The organism is Erwinia sp. Leaf53 (genome assembly GCF_001422605.1).
In the GTDB taxonomy this organism is placed as follows: Bacteria; Pseudomonadota; Gammaproteobacteria; order Enterobacterales; family Enterobacteriaceae; genus Erwinia.
In genome coordinates, this window is record NZ_LMLK01000023.1 from 178,615 (window position 1) to 197,553 (window position 18,939).

Here is an 18,939-nt window from a genome sequence, read left to right on the forward strand (position 1 = left end):
AGTTAATTAGTCTGGTTGCTCAAGGGATTTGATGTAGTCGTAAATAGCCAGCTGTGCGCGCACCTTACGGCGGTTGCCGCGCGGCACGTAGCGGTTGCTCAGCTCTTTATCAACGTAGCGTGCCTTCATGGTGTCGCTCAGCAGCAGTGCGATGATATCCAGCACGCGCTGTTTCAACACCGGGTCAAGCAGGGCAACTGCCACCTCAATACGGTGATCGATATTACGGGTCATCCAGTCTGCGGATGAAAGGAAGACTTTTTTGTCACCGCCGTTATCGAAAATATAGACGCGATCGTGTTCAAGATAACGGTCAACGATGCTGATGACACGAATATTTTCGCTGATGCCTTCCAGATTGGGGATCAGCGAGCACATGCCGCGGACCAGCAAATCGACTTTTACCCCGCAGCTGGAGGCGGCGTACAGGCGATCGACCAGCCCTTTGTCCACCAGGTTATTGATTTTGAGCGTGATGCCGGCAGGTATCCCTTTCTGCGCGTTGGCGATCTCGTTATCAACCAGCTGGTAAAGCATCTGCCGGGAGTTCTGCGGTGACACCATCAGGTACTCGAAGGTCACCGGGCGGTACGGGTTTTCAATAAAGTTAAACACCCGGCGTACTTCGTTGGTGATGCGCGCGTCAGCGGTCAGCAGCGAGTAGTCGGTGTAGATGCGGGCGGTTTTCTCGTTAAAGTTGCCGGTACCGATATGTGCATAGCGCACCACGTTGTCGCCTTCCTTACGGGAGATCAGGAACAGCTTGGCGTGAATTTTCAGCCCCGGGGCGGAGAAGATCACGTGAACACCGGCTTCGGTCAGGCGTTTGGCCCAGTGGATATTGGCCTCTTCATCGAAGCGCGCCTGCAGCTCAACCACTACCGTGACCTTTTTGCCGTTATAGGCGGCGTGGATCATCGCATCCATGATGCGCGAGTGCTTGGCCACGCGGTAGATGTTGATCTTGATCGCCAGCACCGCCGGGTCGAACGACGCCTGACGCAGCAGCTCCAGCACGTGCTCAAAGGTGTGGTACGGATAGTAGAGCAGCACGTCGCGATTGCGGATGGCATCGAAGCCGTTGCGGAAGCGATCGAACCAGACGTGGCGGAGCTGCGGCAGGGGTTTGTTAACCAGGTTGGCTTTGCCGACGTTCGGGAAGCCGATAAAGTCTTTAAAGTTGTGGTAGCGGCCGCCCGGCACCACCGAATCCTGACTGGAGATATTCAGCTTCTGGCGCAGCAGCTCGACCATCGCGTTGGGCATATCGCGCTGATAAACAAAACGCACCGGTTCAGCGTTGAGGCGCTGTTTCAGGCTGGAGGACATCAGCTCCAGCAGGCTGGACTCCATTTCGCTGACCAGATCGTATTCGGCGTCGCGGGTCATCTTCATCGAATAGGCGTTCAGCGCATCGTAATCGAAGAAGCCGCGGAAGATATCGCCCAGGCAGTAGCGCAGAATGTTATCCAGCAGGATCATCGGCTTGCGACGGCGCGGCGTTTCCGGCGGCAGGTTAACGAAGCGGGGCACTTTGTCAGACGGAATTTCCAGCAGCGCGTAACGCGTATCCTCACCGCGGATAATCTCTACCGCCAGGTAGGTGTAATCATCCTTAAGGAATTCGATCAGGTCGGTGTCGTGGTTTATCAGGATAGGCGTGATGTGCTGGCGCAGATGATGTTTAAAGTAGTGGCGCAGCCAGCTTTGCTGATTCGGTGAGAGCTGGCGTTCGTTAATCAGGAAGATCTGATTACGCGCCATTTCCAGCAGCAGGTCGTTATAGAGGCCGTCAAACTCCTGATCGGCCTTCAGCACCCGCGCCTGAATTTTTTTCAACAGGTGACGCGGCGTGCTTGGTGAACCCTGCTCTTCGCCGATCAGAATGCGGCGTTTCAGGTCGGCAAAGCGAACCTTGTAGAACTCTTCGAGGTTATTGGAGTAGATCCCTAAAAAGCGCATACGCTCGATCAGCGGGTTGGTTTTGTCCGCTGCTTCCTGTAACACCCGCTCGTTAAAGCAAAGCCAGCTTAACTCTTTCTCTATATACAGCTTTTCCTGACCCATTTTTACTCCGTTTGGCTGCTTCAGGATTAAGGTATCCATTATTCTGAAACATTATGGCGAGAGTATGGCAGCGTTGTCTATCGTGCGACGATTGTTGATTGTCTTATTAACGACATACGGGCACCATAGCGCCCAGACTCCCTAATGGAAACCCGATCCGGTATGACTGAACACCCCATTGCCGTTCCCGACAACGCCCGCCGCCGCCAGTTGACCGACTGGCTGACGCGGCGCGTGGTGACCGCGAGCGGGGTCGCCATTCTGCTGGTGATGATGCTGCTGTTTTTCTGGCTGATCTGGGTGGTGGTGCCGCTGTTTATTGCGCCGTCCATGCAGCAGGGTACGGTGATTGCCCTCGGCCAGAGCCAGCCCGTCGTTGCCATGGGCAGCGATAAAGCACAGCAGTGGGGCTGGCGCATTGATAACCAGGGCCGCGGGCGCTTTATTTCGCTGACCGGTAAACCAGAACAGGCCCCGGCCGCGCTGCTGGCCGGGCCGGTGGTCGCCAGCCGCAGCAGCGATAATCAGAGCGTGCTGCTGCTGGCGGAGAACGGCAGCCTGCAGCTGGTGCAGCCGCTGTTTGCCCGCGATCGCCCCCCCGCCTGGCATTTTCCGTTGGGCGACGTCCCGCTGTCGGTAGGGGAAACGCGCGTGCATCAGCTCAGTGTAGCCCAGTCGGCTGCCGACAGCTGGCGGGTGGCGCTGGCCGGTGACGACCACATTACCCTGGTGCAGCTGCAGCAGGGGCAGCCGGCGCAGAGCACGCGCATCAACCTGCGTAACGTCAGCCAGATGCTGCTGTCACCCGACGGCAATCTGCTGTTTGCACTGTCGGGGGTTCAGCTGCGCGTCTGGCGGCTCGGGCAGGGTGCACCGCAGCTGCGTGATGCGCTGACCTTAGCCCGCCCGGCGAACAGTATGGCGATCCTCAGCGGCGGCAGCTCGCTGCTGATCGCCGACGAGAGTGCGGTGACGCAGTGGTTTGACGTGGCCGGCCCCGCCGGACCGCATTTACGCCAGATCCGCAGCTTCGACGGCGCGCGCTGGCAGCCGCTGCTGATCGCTGAACCACACCGTCGCGTGTTTGCCACCCTCAGCCCGCAAGGCGAGCTGGAGCTGTACGCCAGCAAACAGCCGGGTGCGGTGCTCACCCATATGCTGCCCGCGGGTGCCACCTTTGCGCAGTTCAGTCCGGAAGGCGACGGTCTGCTGCTGGAGCGCGAGGGCAGCTGGCTGCACTACCGGCTGGATAATCCCTGGCCGGACCTGAGCTGGAACAGCCTGTGGCAGAAAGTCTGGTATGAAAACTACCCGGCACCAGACTACGTCTGGCAGTCCACCTCCGCCAACGACTATTACCAGGGTAAATTCAGCCTGGTACCGATGGTGGCCGGCACGCTGAAAGCCGCCGGGCTGGCGATGCTGTTTGCCACGCCGCTGGCGCTGGCGGCGGCGATGTATACCGCCTGGTTTATGTCACCGGCGCTGCGGCGCTGGGTAAAACCGACCATTGAGATGATGGGCGCGCTGCCCAGCGTGGTGATTGGCCTGATCGCCGGGCTGTGGCTGGCGCCTGAGGTGGCCAGCCGCCTCTCTGGCGTACTGCTGCTGCCGCTGATGCTGGCGCTGGTGTTGCTGCTGTGTGGCTGGACCGTGCAGCGGCTGCCCGCCCGCTGGCGGCGCGGGCTGCTCGGCGAAGGGCGGGAGGTGATTATCCTGCTGCCGCTGCTGCTGCTGGCCGCGCTGTTCTGTCTGTGGGCGGTGCCGCTGGCCGAGCAGGCGCTGTGGGGGCAGGGGCTGGCCGATCGTCTGAGCGGCGGCTATCAGCAGCGTAACCTGCTGATCGCCGGCGTGGCGATGGGCTTTGCGCTGGTGCCGCTGATCTTCACCCTGGCCGAGGATGCTATCTTCAGCGTGCCGGTCTCGCTGGGGCAGGGGTCGCTGGCGCTGGGGGCTACCCAGTGGCAAACCCTGACGCGGGTGGTACTGCCCGGTGCGTCGTCCGGCATTTTTGCCGCGCTGATGATAGGTTTTGGCCGCGCGCTGGGCGAGACGATGATCGTGCTGATGGCCACCGGTAACACGCCGATCACCGACGGTGGCCTGTTTGACGGGCTGCGCTCGCTGGCCGCTAACGTGGCGGTGGAGATGCCGGAAGCGGCGGCGGGCAGCGGTCATTATCGTATTCTGTTCCTGTCGGCGCTGGTGCTGCTGATCTTCACGCTGGTGGTGAATACCCTGGCGGAGATGGTGCGGCAGCGGCTGCGGCAGCGCTACGGCCAGCAGGAGGTGCAGGGATGATCAACGCGGCTAACAATAACCACCGCTGGCGCTGGCTGACCGGCGGCGCGGTGGCGTTCAGCCTGCTGGCGTTTGTGCTGCTGATCGGCCTGCTCGGCTGGCAGGGGCTTCGCTACTTCTGGCCGCAGCCGGTGGCGCTGATGGCGGTCAGTACCCCTGACGGACAGAGTTTCCTGCTGGGTGAGATTGCCCAGACTCATCAGGTTTCCCGCCAGCAGCTGCAGGCCAGCGGCCTGCCGTTCACCGATAAGCTGCCCGATCCGGTGACCCGCTATCTGTTGAAAACCGGCAACCGTGATTTCGCCGCACCGGATTTCAGGCCGGTGCTCGCAAGCCAGGTGACCCGCATCAGCTATCCGCCGCAGGCGATGGTGCTGCAGCGCCGCTCAGGCGGTAACGCCTACGGCTGGTTTGAGGGGCTACGGGAAGGACAACAGCCGCTGATGGCGGAAAATCTGGCCCTCACTCTGCAGCAGCTGCTGCAGCAGACGAGTGAGCGCAGCGCCGAAGCGGACAGCCTGCGCCGGGTGCAGATGGCGCGGCTGAACGTGCAGCTGACCCAGCTGGACAGACGCCAGCAGCAGCAGCGCGCCGGGCAGCGCTTCACCCCGCAGGCGCAGTCGGTCTATGAGGCCGATCGCGCCGAGCTGCAGCGGCAGTTCGACCGCTATGCCGCGCGGCTGGCGGCGCTGAACAGAGAGAGCGCCGAAACCACGCTGCTGCTGCGCGATGCGGCAGGCGTACAGCACAGCATACCGCTGGTGCAGATTATTGCGGCCTGGCAGCCGAATACGATGAGCGTCTGGCAGAAGTGGCGGCACTTTGGCCAGCAGCTGTGGCATTTTGTCAGTGACTCAGGCGCGCAGAACCAACGCGACGGTGGCGTTTTTCCGGCGATTTTCGGCACGGTGCTGATGGTGTTGCTGATGTCGGTGGTGGTGATGCCGTTAGGGGTGATTGCCGCCATCTGGCTGCACGAGTATGCCGGCAACAACCTGCTGACGCGGCTGGTGCGCATTGCGGTGGTCAACCTCGCCGGGGTGCCGTCGATCGTCTATGGCGTCTTCGGGCTGGGCTTCTTTGTCTGGCTGGTCGGCGGCAGCGTCGACCGGCTGTTTTACGCCGACTCGCTGCCCAATCCGACCTTTGGCACCCCCGGCCTGCTGTGGGCGTCGCTGACGCTGGCCCTGCTGACGCTGCCGGTGGTGATCGTGGCCACCGAAGAGGGGCTGTCGCGCATTCCGCCTTCGCTGCGCCAGGGCTCGCTGGCGCTGGGCGCCACCCAGGCGGAAACCCTGTGGCACGTGACCCTGCCGCTGGCGGTGCCGGCGATGCTCACCGGCCTGATCCTGGCGGTGGCCCGCGCGGCGGGAGAAACCGCGCCGCTGATGCTGGTGGGGGTGGTGAAAATGGTGCCGGAACTGCCGGTGGACGCGGTGTTCCCGTGGCTGCACCTCGACAGGAAATTTATGCACCTGGGCTTCCAGATCTACGATCTGGCATTCCAGAGCCCCAACGCCGAAGCCGACAAGCCGCTGGTGTTTGCCACCGCGCTGCTGCTGGTACTGTTGATTCTGGGGCTGAACCTGGTGGCGATGCTGTTGCGCCACCGCCTGCGTGAGCGCTATCGTGCGCTGATGCACTAATACAGGATAAAGTGATGGTGGTAACGTTTGATGACGCGGATACCGCGCTTGAGATAGACAAACTCAGTTTATGGTACGGCAGCAAAACGGCGCTCAACGCCATCAGCCTGCGGCTGCCGAAGAACCGTATTACCGCGCTGATCGGCCCGTCCGGCTGCGGTAAGTCGACGCTGCTGCGCTGCTTTAACCGTATGAACGACACCATCGACGGCTGCCGGATTGAAGGCGATATCCGCCTGCAGCAGCGGTCGATTCTTGGCAGCGGTCAGGATCTCTCTGCGCTGCGCCGCCGGGTGGGCATGGTGTTCCAGCGCCCTAATCCGTTCCCGAAAAGCATCTATGACAACGTGGTCTACGGCCTGCGCCTGCAGGGCATCCGCGACCGCCGCGTGCTGGATGAAACGGTGGAGCGCGCGCTGCGCGCCGCCGCGCTGTGGCCGGAAGTGAAGGATAACCTGTGGCAGAACGCGCTGACGCTTTCCAGCGGCCAGCAGCAGCGGCTGGTGATCGCCCGGGCGATCGCCATCGAACCGGAGGTGCTGCTGCTGGATGAGCCGACCTCGGCGCTGGATCCGATCTCCACGCTGGTGATCGAGGAGCTGATGAGCACGCTGAAGCAGCACTTCACCCTGGTGCTGGTGACCCACAATATGCAGCAGGCGGCGCGCGTCTCCGACTACACCGCGTTTATGCATCAGGGCAGCGTGGTGGAGTTTGGCGAAACCGACGACCTGTTTACCGCGCCGCGCCAGCGCAAAACGGAAGACTATATTACCGGGCGGTTTGGCTGATCGGGTCTTAATGTCCGATTCCGGCCAGCCGGGGATGAAACGGGCTATCCCTATCGCAGCTGAACAAAGCGTGCGCAAAGGCCGTCTCACTTAACATGAACCTGGTCAGTAAGGGATAGTATCCGGCAGGGGAGGCAAGAAAAGTTCAGCAGATAAAATGACGGGCAAACCATCGTCTGCCCGTAGGGGAATTACTCGAACGCATGCCCTTCGGCAGGCAGGGGCTGGTCGTCCAGCCACGCGGCATCATCGCGCATGGTCAGGCGGCCATTGAGGAACCAGCCGATCGCCAGCGGATAAATCGCGTGCTCCTGATGCTGAACGCGTGCGGCGACGTCTTCCTCGTTGTCTTCCGCAAACACCGGCACTTTGGCCTGCAGGATCACCGGGCCACCGTCCAGCTCTTCGGTAACGAAGTGCACCGAGGTGCCGTGCTCGTTATCGCCGTTTTCAATCGCCTGGCGGTGCGTATGCAGCCCCGGGTATTTCGGCAGCAGCGACGGATGGATATTCAGCATCCGCCCGGCGTAGTGCTGAACAAACGCCGGGCTGAGGATACGCATATAGCCGGCCAGCACCACCAGATCCGGCGCATAGGCGTCGATCTCCAGCATCAGCTGGCGGTCGAACGCTTCACGGTCGGCAAACTGGCTGGCAGCCAGCGCGTGGCCCGGGACGCCCGCGTCGCGGGCGCGCTCCAGGCCGAAGGCGGCCGCTTTATTGCTGAACACGGCGGCCACGCTGCCCGCGATGCGTCCCTGCTGGCAGGCGTCCAGGATTGCCTGTAAGTTGCTTCCATTGCCGGAAACCAGCACGACTATGCGTTTCATGCGTTAATAACCACACGCTCTTCAGAGTCAGACGCTTTGATCACGCCGATCTTCCAGGCTTTTTCACCGGCAGCGGTCATCAGCTCTACGGCTTTATCCGCATCCGCCGGGGAGAGCGCAATCACCATGCCCACGCCACAGTTAAAGGTGCGGTACATCTCGTGACGGCTGACGTTACCCGCTTGCTGCATCCAGCCAAATACCGCCGGCCACTGCCAGCTTGACTCTTCGAGCACCGCCTGGGTGTTATCCGGCAGTACGCGCGGGATGTTTTCCCAGAAGCCGCCGCCGGTCAGGTGGGCGATGGCGTGCACGTCAACCTGCTCGATCAGGCTGAGGATGTTTTTCACGTAGATGCGGGTTGGGGCCAGCAGATGGTCGGTCAGCGTCTTGCCTTCCAGCTGGGTGGTTTCCGGGTCGGTGTTGCTGACTTCCAGAATTTTACGTACCAGCGAGTAGCCGTTAGAGTGCGGGCCGCTGGAGCCAAGGGCGATCAGCACGTCGCCGTCAGCCACTTTGCTGCCGTCGATGATTTCTGATTTTTCCACCACGCCGACGCAGAAACCGGCCACGTCATAATCTTCACCGTGGTACATGCCCGGCATTTCAGCGGTTTCGCCACCGACCAGCGCGCAGCCAGACTGTAAACAGCCTTCGGCGATGCCGGTGATCACGCTGGCCGCGGTATCCACGTCCAGTTTACCGGTCGCGTAATAGTCGAGGAAGAACAGCGGCTCCGCGCCCTGAACCACCAGATCGTTGACGCACATGGCGACCAGATCGATACCGATGGTGTCGTGGCGTTTCAGATCCATCGCCAGACGCAGCTTGGTGCCGACGCCGTCGGTGCCGGAAACCAGCACGGGTTCACGGTATTTCTGCGGCAGTGCACAAAGGGCACCGAAACCGCCCAGCCCACCCATCACTTCCGGGCGGCGGGTCTTTTTCACTACGCCTTTGATACGGTCGACTAAAGCGTTGCCTGCATCGATATCTACGCCGGCGTCTTTATAGCTGAGAGAGGTTTTGTCGGTCACTGCGAAATCCCCACGCGGTTTGCGGTTGGTGGTTTGAAAATAAAGCGCGGCAATTCTACCAGCGCAGGCAAACGTTTGCGAGCGCCATCTGCGCGTGCGTTGCGGATAGTCAGATTTTCGTTAATCCTTAGGGTGTGGCCGAAGAAGTGCAAACTATTGCGCTAAGACATATGGCGCTTCGGATAAATGGCGCTATAATCTCGCGATTTTTTTTTGCAGCTTAACACTCCGGGAGTACAACAATGAAGATCGTGGAAGTCAAACACCCGCTGGTCAAACATAAACTGGGTCTGATGCGTGAACATGACGTAAGCACCAAACGTTTTCGTGAACTGGCGTCAGAAGTGGGAAGTCTGCTGACTTATGAAGCAACCGCCGATCTGGAAACCGAGACCGTCACCATCGAAGGCTGGAACGGACCGGTACAGATTGAGCAGATCAAAGGCAAGAAGATCACCGTGGTGCCGATCCTGCGTGCCGGTCTCGGCATGATGGAAGGCGTGCTGGAGCACGTGCCAAGCGCGCGCATCAGCGTGGTCGGCGTCTACCGCGACGAAGAGACGCTGGAGCCGGTACCTTATTTCCAGAAGCTGGTGTCGAACATCGAAGAGCGCATGGCGCTGGTGGTTGACCCGATGCTGGCCACCGGTGGTTCGATGATTGCCACCATCGACCTGCTGAAAAAAGCCGGCTGTAACAGCATTAAGGTGCTGGTGCTGGTTGCGGCGCCGGAAGGCCTGGCCGCGCTGGAAAAAGCGCACCCGGACGTTGAGGTGTATACCGCGTCGGTGGATCAGGGCCTGAACGAGAAGGGGTATATCATCCCCGGCCTCGGCGACGCCGGCGATAAGATCTTCGGTACTAAGTAACTATGCTTCAGGCTATCTTACTTGCCATTTTGCACCCGGGCAGCGCTCGTGACCGTCACGTACTGATTGTACGCTCCGGTCCCTGCGCGCTGGCCGTGTCCAGACTGGCTGCGACGATAACGCCTGACCTGAAACACTCTTTTTTTTGAATAAGCCGACCGCAGAGTCGGCTTTTTTATGGCAAACACTCATAGGGGTATGAAAACATGACGCGTCGCGCAATTGGCGTACACGAGCGGCCACCGCTGCTGCAGACCATTCCACTCAGCTTCCAGCACCTGTTCGCCATGTTTGGCGCGACGGTACTGGTGCCGATCCTGTTCCACATCAACCCGGCCACCGTGCTGCTGTTCAACGGCATCGGTACGCTGCTGTATCTGTTTATCTGTAAAGGTAAAATTCCGGCGTACCTCGGTTCCAGCTTTGCCTTTATCTCCCCGGTGCTGCTGCTGCTGCCGCTGGGTTATGAAGTGGCGCTGGGCGGCTTTATCATGTGTGGCGTGCTGTTCTGCCTGGTGGCGCTGATCGTCAAAAAGGCCGGTACCGGCTGGCTGGACGTGATGTTCCCGCCGGCGGCGATGGGCGCGATTGTGGCGGTGATCGGCCTCGAGCTGGCGGGCATCGCGGCCGGTATGGCCGGCCTGCTGCCGGCTGACGGCGCGGCGGTGGACAGCAAAACCATTATTATTTCGCTGGTGACCCTGGGCGTTACCGTATTTGGGTCGGTTCTGTTCCGCGGTTTCCTGGCGATTATCCCGATTCTGATCGGCGTGCTGGTCGGCTACGCGCTCTCCTACGGCATGGGCATCGTCGACTGGACCCCGGTGCAGAATGCGCCATGGTTCGCGCTGCCGACCTTCTATACCCCGCGCTTTGAGTGGTATGCCATTTTCACCATTCTGCCGGCGGCGCTGGTGGTGATTGCCGAGCACGTAGGCCACCTGGTGGTGACCGCGAACATCGTCAAAAAAGACCTGATGAAGGATCCGGGCCTGCACCGCTCGATGTTTGCTAACGGTATCTCCACGGTATTCTCCGGCTTCTTCGGCTCAACGCCGAATACCACCTACGGTGAAAACATCGGCGTGATGGCGATTACCCGCGTCTACAGTACCTGGGTGATCGGCGGCGCGGCGATCCTGGCGATCCTGCTCTCCTGCGTCGGCAAACTGGCGGCGGCGATTCAGGCGGTACCGGTGCCGGTGATGGGCGGCGTCTCGCTGCTGCTGTACGGGGTGATCGGGGCTTCCGGTATCCGCGTGCTGATTGAATCGAAAGTGGATTACAACAAAGCGCAGAACCTGATCCTGACCTCGGTGATCCTGATTATCGGCGTCAGCGGTGCCAAGGTACATATCGGCGCGGCCGAACTGAAAGGGATGGCGCTGGCCACCATCGTTGGCGTGGGGCTGAGCCTGACCTTCAAAGTCATCAGCCTGTTCAGAAAAGAAGAAGAGGTGATCGACGTGGCGGACGAGCGCGGCGACGCGAAGTAACGTAGAACGGCGTATTATCCTCCGGAAAATAATGACCCAGGCTGTTAATAAACCTGGGTTTTTTATCAGGTTGCCATTCCTCTATTATTATCACTTTCCCTCACCTAAATTGTATGGCATTGTGAAAACATGAATATTGAAATTTTAATGTTCAGGTTGGAAACGTTTTTCGGTGCAGTAACCTATGATAAGTTGATTTTTTTACAATTAATGGCTGGTGGTTTTTACAGGAGGTTTTATGAATGCGAGAAAAAGGGATGGCCATGACGGTTATAGAATAAGTAACTTATTTTATTTAAATGTGTTTTTTTCAGTATTTTCCTCGGTTTGTGTTTTTTCTTTTTATGTCATCTCCCCCGAGTCAGACTTTGTGCGATGGGTGATTCGATACGTGAGTGACTGGCCGGCAATAATATCATATCATCATTATGCACTAAGCGTTTTTTTGAGTGCTTATGTCAAGACGGCACCTTTTTTTGGATTGTTATGGTTCATTTTTTCGATTGGGAAAGTAGTAATGAAAGGGAAAGGTGATTTTAAAAAACTGCTGCATTCCTGTCTGCTTTTTCCTTTTTTTTATGTTGCTGTGGTTTTATTTATGATATTTTGCAATCATGATATTACGGAGTCTGGCAGGTTTGTGAAATACATATCGAGAAATGAGTATTTTCTGTTGATTTATTTTGCATGTATACATTTTTCTGTGTCAATGTTGACCTATTTTCTTTTTTTATTTCCTTATGTGACATGTTTGTTTTATAAGGATAAAAAAAGGGGGCACTTTTCCCCCTGATATCAGCCTGTCAATGCGCAGGCTTGATTAGCTCATTGTTAATACGATCTACAAGCTTATCATCTATGAAAGAGGCTAATATTCCAATGATAATAACCCCGGCAATTGTCACCGCAGTGAGAGGAATTCCTAAAAGGAGAGCAAGGTAAGGTGCAACAAAGTTTGAGAGTATAGCCAAAGCGCCACCCGCGACAAGGCCACCGACAACCCATGATTGCACTTCAAGCATCAGGGGGCCCCAGTCACCGTTTTCAAAACCGATGATAGTTTTCTGGCGAACGTTTTCTATCTTAACGGCCAGGTTTGCATATGCAAACGACTTACTTATCCCCTTAATATTTTTTGCTATGTCATCAGCTTCCAGTGACTTAATTGCGTTGGTGATGGCGACCTTGTCGGCATCATTTATAACCATTGCAGGGTTTTTAGTTATTTTATTGATTGATTTCAGAACATCATCATAACTTCTTATTTTCTTGCCCTGGAAATTTTTGATGTCTTCTGCAATTTCATTTGCGATAGTGCTGTATTTATCACCAAGCAACTTACCGAGTTCATTACCTGTTCCGGATAAGATATAACTTGATTTTAACAGAAAATCCCCCTCGTCATTTTTATTTTTATCGCGAATTTCATTGATCAGGCTTATTTCAGCCTTGGCCTGACTGGTTGCTTTTTTTGCGTTTCTAACGCTCTGCCCTGCCTGTCCACTTTCAGCATCAAGTTTATTAAAAGCAATGGTATTGTTAAGTGTTTTTAATCTGGCGTCTGAGATGTCACCCTTAAAATTAATTCTGGGAGATGTCAGCATAAATTTGATATTATCATTAATTACAGGTTTAGGTGTAGCCCCCGGGTTACCTGTTCCATTAATTATCCCTGAAGGAGGAGGGCCAAGTCGTACACCGTATGTACCAATTACAGTGGCGCCTGCAGGGACCGTAGGGGAGCCATCGACAAATCTCACCCCTATAATGTCTCCCTCGTCACCAATAAAATAATTTTTAAAAATAGAGGGATCCAGTCCTGCCCCTCTGGCTAGTTGATCGCCAACAGATTTAGCTACCATGCTGCCAGTTTTATTGTTGCCAGCATTACCGTCTCCTTTGTTGCCGCTATGGCCGCCATTGTTACCGTTGCCACCCGGTGGCCTGCCTGGGCCGACATTTCCGGTCACCGTCATAGAACCTTTATCATTACTCATACATGGCTCCTTGTAGAAGAATGTAGTGGTTTAACTTCTGGTACAAATAAACGCTACAGCTGTAAATTTTCACTGTCATTGTGTGCCTTAACGCTATTCATGCCGGCACCTATTGCAGTTCACTCTGCTGCACTATCACCCAGTTTTGCTCCCCGTCCGGCGTGGCGCCCGCTGCCTTCTGCCGGGAAACCACCTTCCTTAAAAACAGCTTCAGCCGGCTGCGTGTCTCCTCGCTGCGGTTGACCCACAGCCGCAGCCCACCCTGTGCCACGTTGGCCCCGTTCAGCAGCATAAACGTATCTGATCCAAGGGTATCGCCGCCCACCAGAATTGGCTTACGCCACTGATCGATATAGGCCAGAATGGTGCCCGCTTTGCCTTCGTACCAGGTCATCGGGCCGATCAGATAAGGGGTCAGTACCAGCCTGTCGTTGCCTCCGGGCGTATAAACTCCCGTACGGATCTGCTTACGCGCGGTGGTCAGTGCGCCGGTGACGGGATCGCGAAGCAGCGTGTTGATCCCCAGCACGTTTTCCGGCGGCACGTTATAACCGTACTGCGGATCGCTGGCGATGATCCTCGCCAGCTCTTCATGCGCGGCGCTGATGATATAGACGCGAATGCCATTCTCACGCAGCTTACTGAACAGCTCCTGCATACCCGGCAGCGGCTTTGGCGGCCAGACCAGGCCGGGATGTGGCTGGCCATTATGCATTTTCACTACCGCGATCGCTTTTTGCTCTTTCATCATTGCCGTGACAAATCCTTTCAGCTCGGCGATGGAAAAACCGGCAAAAATCTGCGCTGCCCACGGATAGCAGATCATTTCATCCTGTTCGCACAGGCGGTGGTAGTAACTAAAAAGACTCTCCGGCGCACCGGGACGATCGTCGAACGGCATCAGCTGCAGTGAAACCGGCATGGTTTTGCGCGTCAGCAGCTGGCGCTGTTCCAGCCAGGGGATCAGTGCTTCCTCAATATCATTCTGATCGATGGTATTATCGAGATCGAATACCGCAAATTCACCCTGGTTCGCGTGCTGTTTAATCAGAGCATTCAGCTGTGTTGCCTGTTTTTCCGGCCAGTGCTGCAGATCAGTTGCATAGCTGTTGAGAGCGGCGAGCAGGCTGAAAATCAGCAGCCCGCTGCGCAGCGAGGATAAATAAGACATAAACGCTCCCTGTTAACGCGTGGAGATAGTGACGAAACGAAATCATTGTCACTCTAAGGATTACAGACGCCATCGGCAATTGCCGATCGAGCCATAAACCCGGAGATCGCATTTCGGGTTAAGGTTTCATGATCGCAGGGGAGTTGTGGTAAACTTTTGCGGTTTTCTGCAAGCGTAAACCCTGAGGTGATTCTGAACACGCCGGCACAGCTTTCACTGCCACTTTATCTGCCCGACGACGAAACCTTTGCCAGCTTCTGGCCGGGGGAGAACCCTTCGCTGTTAGCGGCGCTCCAGGGCGCTTTACACCAGGAACACGGCAGCTATCTGTACTTCTGGTCGCGTCAGGGCGGGGGACGCAGCCATCTGCTGCACGCCGCCTGCGCCGAGCTGTCGGCTAAGGGCGAAGCGGTTGGCTATGTACCGCTGGATAAACGTACCTGGTTTGTGCCGGAAGTGCTGGACGGTATGGAGCAGCTGGCGCTGGTCTGTATTGACAATATTGAGTGCATCGCCGGGGATCAGCCGTGGGAAATGGCGATCTTCGATCTCTACAACCGCATTCTGGAAACCGGTAAAACCCGCCTGCTGATCACCGGCGATCGCCCACCGCGGCAGCTGAATCTGCAGCTGCCGGATCTGGCCTCTCGCCTCGACTGGGGGCAAATCTATAAACTACAGCCGCTCTCGGATGACGATAAGCTGCAGGCTCTGCAGCTGCGTGCACGACTGCGCGGGTTTGAGCTGCCTGAAGACGTCGGTCGTTTCCTGCTTAAACGGCTGGATCGCGAAATGCGCACGCTGTTTGTCACCCTCGATCAGCTGGACCGTGCCTCGATCAGCGCCCAGCGCAAACTGACCATTCCGTTTGTTAAGGAAGCGCTGGCGCTGTAACGGGTTGGTTTATTAACAACCCGCACTCACCGTAAACCGCCTCGCCCTTCTTTTACAGTATTTCCAGCACCTGTTCCGGCGGCCTGCCCAGCCGTGCTTTACCGTTGGCCACCACAATCGGACGCTCAATAAGCTGCGGGTGCGCGATTAACTCCTGCAACAACCGCGCTTCGCTCAGCGTTTCATCATGCAATCCCAGCTCTTTGCAGAGCGGTTCTTTACCGCGCAGCAGCTGACGCACGCTGCTGAATCCAAGCTGTTTCAACAGGATTTTCAGCGTCTCTGCATCCGGCGGATTTTGCAGATAGAGCACGATGTCCGGCTCAACGCCACGTTCATTCAGCAGCGCCAGCGTCTCACGGCTCTTTGAGCAGCGTGGATTATGATAAATCTGAACCTGTGACATGGTTCCCTTCCTCCTTAATACAAACTACGATTTCTGATACTGGCGGAAGCGCTGTTGCAGCTGCCGCAGCTGATCTATACGCGCATCGTAGCGCGCCTGTTTCAGGCTGCCGAGCGGAGACTGCGCGCTGGCGCTGCTCAGACTGCGGATCGCCTGATCCAGCTGGCCGTCCAGCGCCAGCCCTTCCGCACGCGCCGCCTGCTCTTCGTCCGACAGCCCCTGATCGGCGCTGGCCTTCGCCAGCAGATCCCAGCCGTTGGGATCATCCTTATTGGTGAACGTATAGCGATACAGCACCTTACTGGCGTTAGCCGGCTGTTTCGCTTCAACATAGGCATTCGCCAGGTTCAGCATCAGTACCGGGTTGCTGTTAATGCCCTTAGCAGCCAACAGCCGGTTAATGGCCTGCTGTGGCTGATGCAGGCCAATATCAATATCGGTCATGATATCCAGATACCACGGATTACCGGGCTGGCTGGCCAGCAGCGGGGCGATCTGTTTGCCGGCCTCAGCGAATTTGCTTTCGCCCAGCAGCAGTACCGCTTTACCATAGCGCGCCGCTGCCTGCTCGCGTGTATTGCCCTTCGCCAGGGTGGCAAGCAGGTCTTCGCCCAGCTGATTTTTGCCGGTGGCGAACATCCCCAGCGCGCGGACTTTGGCCATGTAGTAATCCTGTGACGACTGCACCACTACCGGCTTCATCTGGTTGGCGCGGTTACGCGCATCGGCCAGGCGGCTGTCCGGCAGCGGGTGGGTCAGCAGAATTTCCGGCGGTTTAGACGTAAACCGCGAGGCATCGGCCAGCTTCTGCAGGAAGGCCGGCATCGCTTCCGGGTCAAACCCCGCCCGCTGCAGCACCTGAATGCCAATGCGGTCAGCCTCCTGTTCGTTCTGCTGGGTAAAGCTGATTACCCCCTGCTGGGTGCCGGCCAGGGTGCCAGCCAGCCCCGCCATGCCCGCCTGCGGGCTGGCCATCGCCAGCAGAATCGACCCCAGCGCGCCGACCCAGGTCAGCGGAGCGCTGCGCTGCTGATCTTCCATTGCGCGCGCCAGATGGCGCTGGGTGACGTGCGAGATCTCATGCGCCATCACCGAGGCCAGCTGGCTTTCATTATCGCTGTAGCGGAACAGGGCAGAGTGCAGCACCACGTTGCCGCCGAAGAAGGCAAAGGCGTTAATTTCATCGTTGCGGATTAGATAAAAGTGGAACGGTGTCTTCACCGACCAGGCGTGGGAAACCAGCCGTTGCCCCAGCTGGTTGATGTACTGGCTAAGCAGCGGGTCATTAATGATCGGCGCGCTGCCGCGCAGCTGGCGCACGTAAAAGTCGCCCATCTGCAGTTCCTGGCCGATCGACAGCGTGGCGCCCGCGGTGGTGCCAATATCCGGCAGATTGTCGCTAATATCAGCGGCCACCGGCAGCGCGGGCAGGGCCGTGGCGGTCAGGATTGTTGCGGCCAGCAGGCTTTTTTTCAATCGCATAAGCATAGGTAAACCCTAATAAGGACATCCAGATTTGAACGGCAAAACGCCGAAATGTTCTTTCCCGTGCCGCAACGCAGAGCACGTATTCCTGCCATCTTAACCATCAGGCGCGGTGATGGAAATGGCTAATGACCCGTTGCGATGCCCCCTCGACGGGAGCACCGAAAAACGCGTCCATTCTGTTACCGCGCTCACGTAAATTGTTTCCAAACCCGTACAGCCGTGTACAATTGACGGGCAATTCACCAGGGCATTACACACACGCTTATTACAACGCGCATAAAAAAATATTAAGGCGCTATCATGACATTTATCACAACGGTGAGCCGGTGATGAGGATTCTGCGCCTCAAAACCGACTTGCGCACCCTGATCACGCTGCTGGCGGTCGCAAGCATTGTGATTACGCTCGCCAATTCCCTGTACGCCAGCTGGCGGGTACAGCGCGACGTGCTGATCGGTAATACGCTGGAAGCAAACCGCGTTTACGCCACCAAGCTGGCCTCCACCACTGAACTGTTCTTCCAGCTGGCCCAGTCACAGCTGGCCTACAGTGCCAGAACGCTGAGTGAGGGCATCGACAACGATGCGACACTGCAGGCGGAAGTAGACCGGCTGCGTGAGCAAACCAACAGCTTTAACTCGGTGGTGATCGTTGACGCTAACGGCTGGGTCAAAGCGATCTCCCCTGAGTCGCTGATGCTGAAAGGCATGCACCTGAATTCGGGTGCCGCGCGCCAGGCGTTGTCACAGCGTAAGCCGTTGATCAGCGAGCCGACCATCTCTGCCGCCAGTAACCTGATGGTGTTTGTTTCCTGGCCCATCTGGTCGAAAACCGGCAGCTACCTGGGGTATGTTGGCGGCTCCATCTACCTGAAAAAGAAAAGTATTCTTAACGAGCTGTTGGGCGAACAGTTTTATCGTGACGGCTCGTCGCTGTTTGTGATTGATGCCGGCAATCGGGTGCTGTATCACCAGGACCCGCAGATGATCGGGCAAAAAATGCTGCCACCGGTCAGCGATGAACAACGTGCCCGCGAGGTCAACGGTTATCAGCGGGTAGCAGGCAGTAACGGCGAGCCGATGCTGGCCGGCTATGCCAGCGTGCCGGCCGCCGGCTGGACGATTGTGGCGTTGAAACCGGTCGCCGCCACCCTCACGCCGCTGAACAGCCTGCTGTTACAGGTGCTGAAACACTCGGTGCCGTTTGCGCTGCTGACGCTGATCATCGCCCTGCTGCTGGCGCGGCTGATTGCCATGCCGCTGTGGCAGCTGGCGCGTAAGGCCAGCAAAATGGACACCTCGGGCGTTTCGGGCGAGATCAACAGCATCCGCTCCTGGTACTATGAGGCCTCGCAAATCAAACGGGCAATGCTGGCCGGAATCAGCGTGATGCAGGATAAAATTGGCCGGCTGAAAAGTGAGGTGCAAACCGATCCGATGACCGGGCTGCTCAACCGCCGCGGTCTGAATGCGGTACTGGATTACTTCCTCGCTACCGCGCAGCCGTTTGCCGTACTGGCGCTGGATATTGATTTCTTCAAACGGGTAAATGATACCTGGGGCCACGACGTCGGTGATGAGGTGATCAAAGCGATTGCGGCTCAGCTGCAGCAGGGGGCGCGGCAGAGTGATGTAGTATGCCGTAACGGCGGTGAGGAGTTCCTGATGATCCTGCCCGCCGCCGATCGTGCGACGTCGCTGGCAATTGCGGAGCGGGTACGGATGCGGATTAGTGAGCGCTCACTGGAGCCGGTCGGCCACGTTACTATTTCGATTGGTGTGGCGTCGTGGTCTGCCGGCGGCGGCACCATGGAGCAGGCGTTTAAGCAGGCAGATGACGCGCTCTATCAGGCGAAAAATGCCGGGCGCAACCGCGTGACGCTGGCGGGCGGGTGCTCTGAACTACCTGCTGATAGCCACACTCTGACCCACTGAGGTCTGAAGCGG

15 protein-coding genes are annotated in these 18,939 nt (G+C 57.6%); 8 read left to right on the forward strand and 7 right to left on the reverse strand.

What is annotated here, in order from left to right; genetic code table 11:
• Positions 1 to 6 precede the first annotated feature (6 nt).
• Positions 7 to 2,067 (reverse strand): polyphosphate kinase 1, encoded by a 2,061-nt coding sequence (gene ppk1, locus ASF13_RS17035; RefSeq protein ID WP_056238987.1) that lies wholly within the window; start codon positions 2,065 to 2,067, stop codon positions 7 to 9.
• A gap of 144 nt (positions 2,068 to 2,211) precedes the next feature.
• Between ppk1 and ASF13_RS17040 the strand changes: the two genes are divergently transcribed.
• The 3 genes from ASF13_RS17040 to pstB are packed head-to-tail and all read left to right on the forward strand — an operon-like array spanning position 2,212 to position 6,805.
• Positions 2,212 to 4,368: an ABC transporter permease subunit gene (locus ASF13_RS17040; RefSeq protein ID WP_056238990.1), complete on the forward strand. Its 2,157-nt coding sequence runs from the start codon at positions 2,212 to 2,214 to the stop codon at positions 4,366 to 4,368.
• Complete coding sequence (gene pstA, locus ASF13_RS17045; RefSeq protein ID WP_056238992.1) at positions 4,365 to 6,014, forward strand: phosphate ABC transporter permease PstA; 1,650 nt, start codon at positions 4,365 to 4,367, stop codon at positions 6,012 to 6,014. The genes ASF13_RS17040 and pstA overlap by 4 nt, the downstream gene beginning before the upstream one ends.
• Before the next feature lie 14 nt (positions 6,015 to 6,028).
• The gene (pstB, locus tag ASF13_RS17050) at positions 6,029 to 6,805 is read left to right on the forward strand and encodes a phosphate ABC transporter ATP-binding protein PstB (RefSeq protein ID WP_056238995.1); all 777 of its coding nucleotides are present in this window, start codon (positions 6,029 to 6,031) and stop codon (positions 6,803 to 6,805) included.
• Between the two features lie 191 nt (positions 6,806 to 6,996).
• Here pstB and purN read toward each other — a convergent pair whose 3' ends face one another.
• Both purN and purM read right to left on the reverse strand, forming a co-directional pair.
• Complete coding sequence (gene purN, locus ASF13_RS17055; RefSeq protein WP_056238998.1) at positions 6,997 to 7,635, reverse strand: phosphoribosylglycinamide formyltransferase; 639 nt, start codon at positions 7,633 to 7,635, stop codon at positions 6,997 to 6,999.
• Positions 7,632 to 8,672: a phosphoribosylformylglycinamidine cyclo-ligase gene (purM, locus tag ASF13_RS17060; RefSeq protein ID WP_056239001.1), complete on the reverse strand. Its 1,041-nt coding sequence runs from the start codon at positions 8,670 to 8,672 to the stop codon at positions 7,632 to 7,634. The genes purN and purM overlap by 4 nt, the downstream gene beginning before the upstream one ends.
• Before the next feature lie 242 nt (positions 8,673 to 8,914).
• Between purM and upp the strand changes: the two genes are divergently transcribed.
• From upp to cui, 3 genes are all read left to right on the forward strand, one after another.
• Positions 8,915 to 9,541 (forward strand): uracil phosphoribosyltransferase, encoded by a 627-nt coding sequence (gene upp, locus ASF13_RS17065; protein ID WP_056239002.1) that lies wholly within the window; start codon positions 8,915 to 8,917, stop codon positions 9,539 to 9,541.
• A 206-nt stretch (positions 9,542 to 9,747) separates the two neighbouring features.
• Positions 9,748 to 11,037: a uracil permease gene (gene uraA, locus ASF13_RS17070; protein WP_056239005.1), complete on the forward strand. Its 1,290-nt coding sequence runs from the start codon at positions 9,748 to 9,750 to the stop codon at positions 11,035 to 11,037.
• Between the two features lie 238 nt (positions 11,038 to 11,275).
• Positions 11,276 to 11,830: a colicin immunity protein Cui gene (gene cui / locus ASF13_RS25385; protein WP_072166419.1), complete on the forward strand. Its 555-nt coding sequence runs from the start codon at positions 11,276 to 11,278 to the stop codon at positions 11,828 to 11,830.
• Positions 11,831 to 11,840: 10 nt separating this feature from the next.
• Here the strand turns inward: cui and ASF13_RS24085 are convergent, their stop codons facing one another.
• Complete coding sequence (locus ASF13_RS24085; RefSeq protein WP_082502374.1) at positions 11,841 to 13,034, reverse strand: colicin-like pore-forming protein; 1,194 nt, start codon at positions 13,032 to 13,034, stop codon at positions 11,841 to 11,843.
• Positions 13,035 to 13,143: 109 nt separating this feature from the next.
• Positions 13,144 to 14,205 carry a haloacid dehalogenase-like hydrolase gene (locus ASF13_RS17080; RefSeq protein ID WP_072166420.1) on the reverse strand — a complete coding sequence of 354 codons (1,062 nt, stop codon included), beginning with the start codon at positions 14,203 to 14,205 and terminating at the stop codon, positions 13,144 to 13,146.
• 192 nt (positions 14,206 to 14,397) lie between these two features.
• Between ASF13_RS17080 and hda the strand changes: the two genes are divergently transcribed.
• Complete coding sequence (gene hda, locus ASF13_RS17085; RefSeq protein ID WP_212411653.1) at positions 14,398 to 15,099, forward strand: DnaA inactivator Hda; 702 nt, start codon at positions 14,398 to 14,400, stop codon at positions 15,097 to 15,099.
• Between the two features lie 52 nt (positions 15,100 to 15,151).
• Here the strand turns inward: hda and arsC are convergent, their stop codons facing one another.
• Positions 15,152 to 15,505, reverse strand: a complete 354-nt coding sequence (gene arsC, locus ASF13_RS17090; RefSeq protein WP_056239010.1) for an arsenate reductase (glutaredoxin) — start codon at positions 15,503 to 15,505, stop codon at positions 15,152 to 15,154.
• A gap of 24 nt (positions 15,506 to 15,529) precedes the next feature.
• Positions 15,530 to 16,993, reverse strand: coding sequence for a M48 family metallopeptidase (locus tag ASF13_RS17095; RefSeq protein ID WP_056239011.1), 1,464 nt, complete (start codon positions 16,991 to 16,993; stop codon positions 15,530 to 15,532).
• Positions 16,994 to 17,322: 329 nt separating this feature from the next.
• Here ASF13_RS17095 and ASF13_RS17100 point away from each other — a divergent pair, with 329 nt between their 5' ends.
• Positions 17,323 to 18,927 carry a sensor domain-containing diguanylate cyclase gene (locus tag ASF13_RS17100; RefSeq protein ID WP_101505185.1) on the forward strand — a complete coding sequence of 535 codons (1,605 nt, stop codon included), beginning with the start codon at positions 17,323 to 17,325 and terminating at the stop codon, positions 18,925 to 18,927.
• Positions 18,928 to 18,939 lie beyond the last annotated feature (12 nt).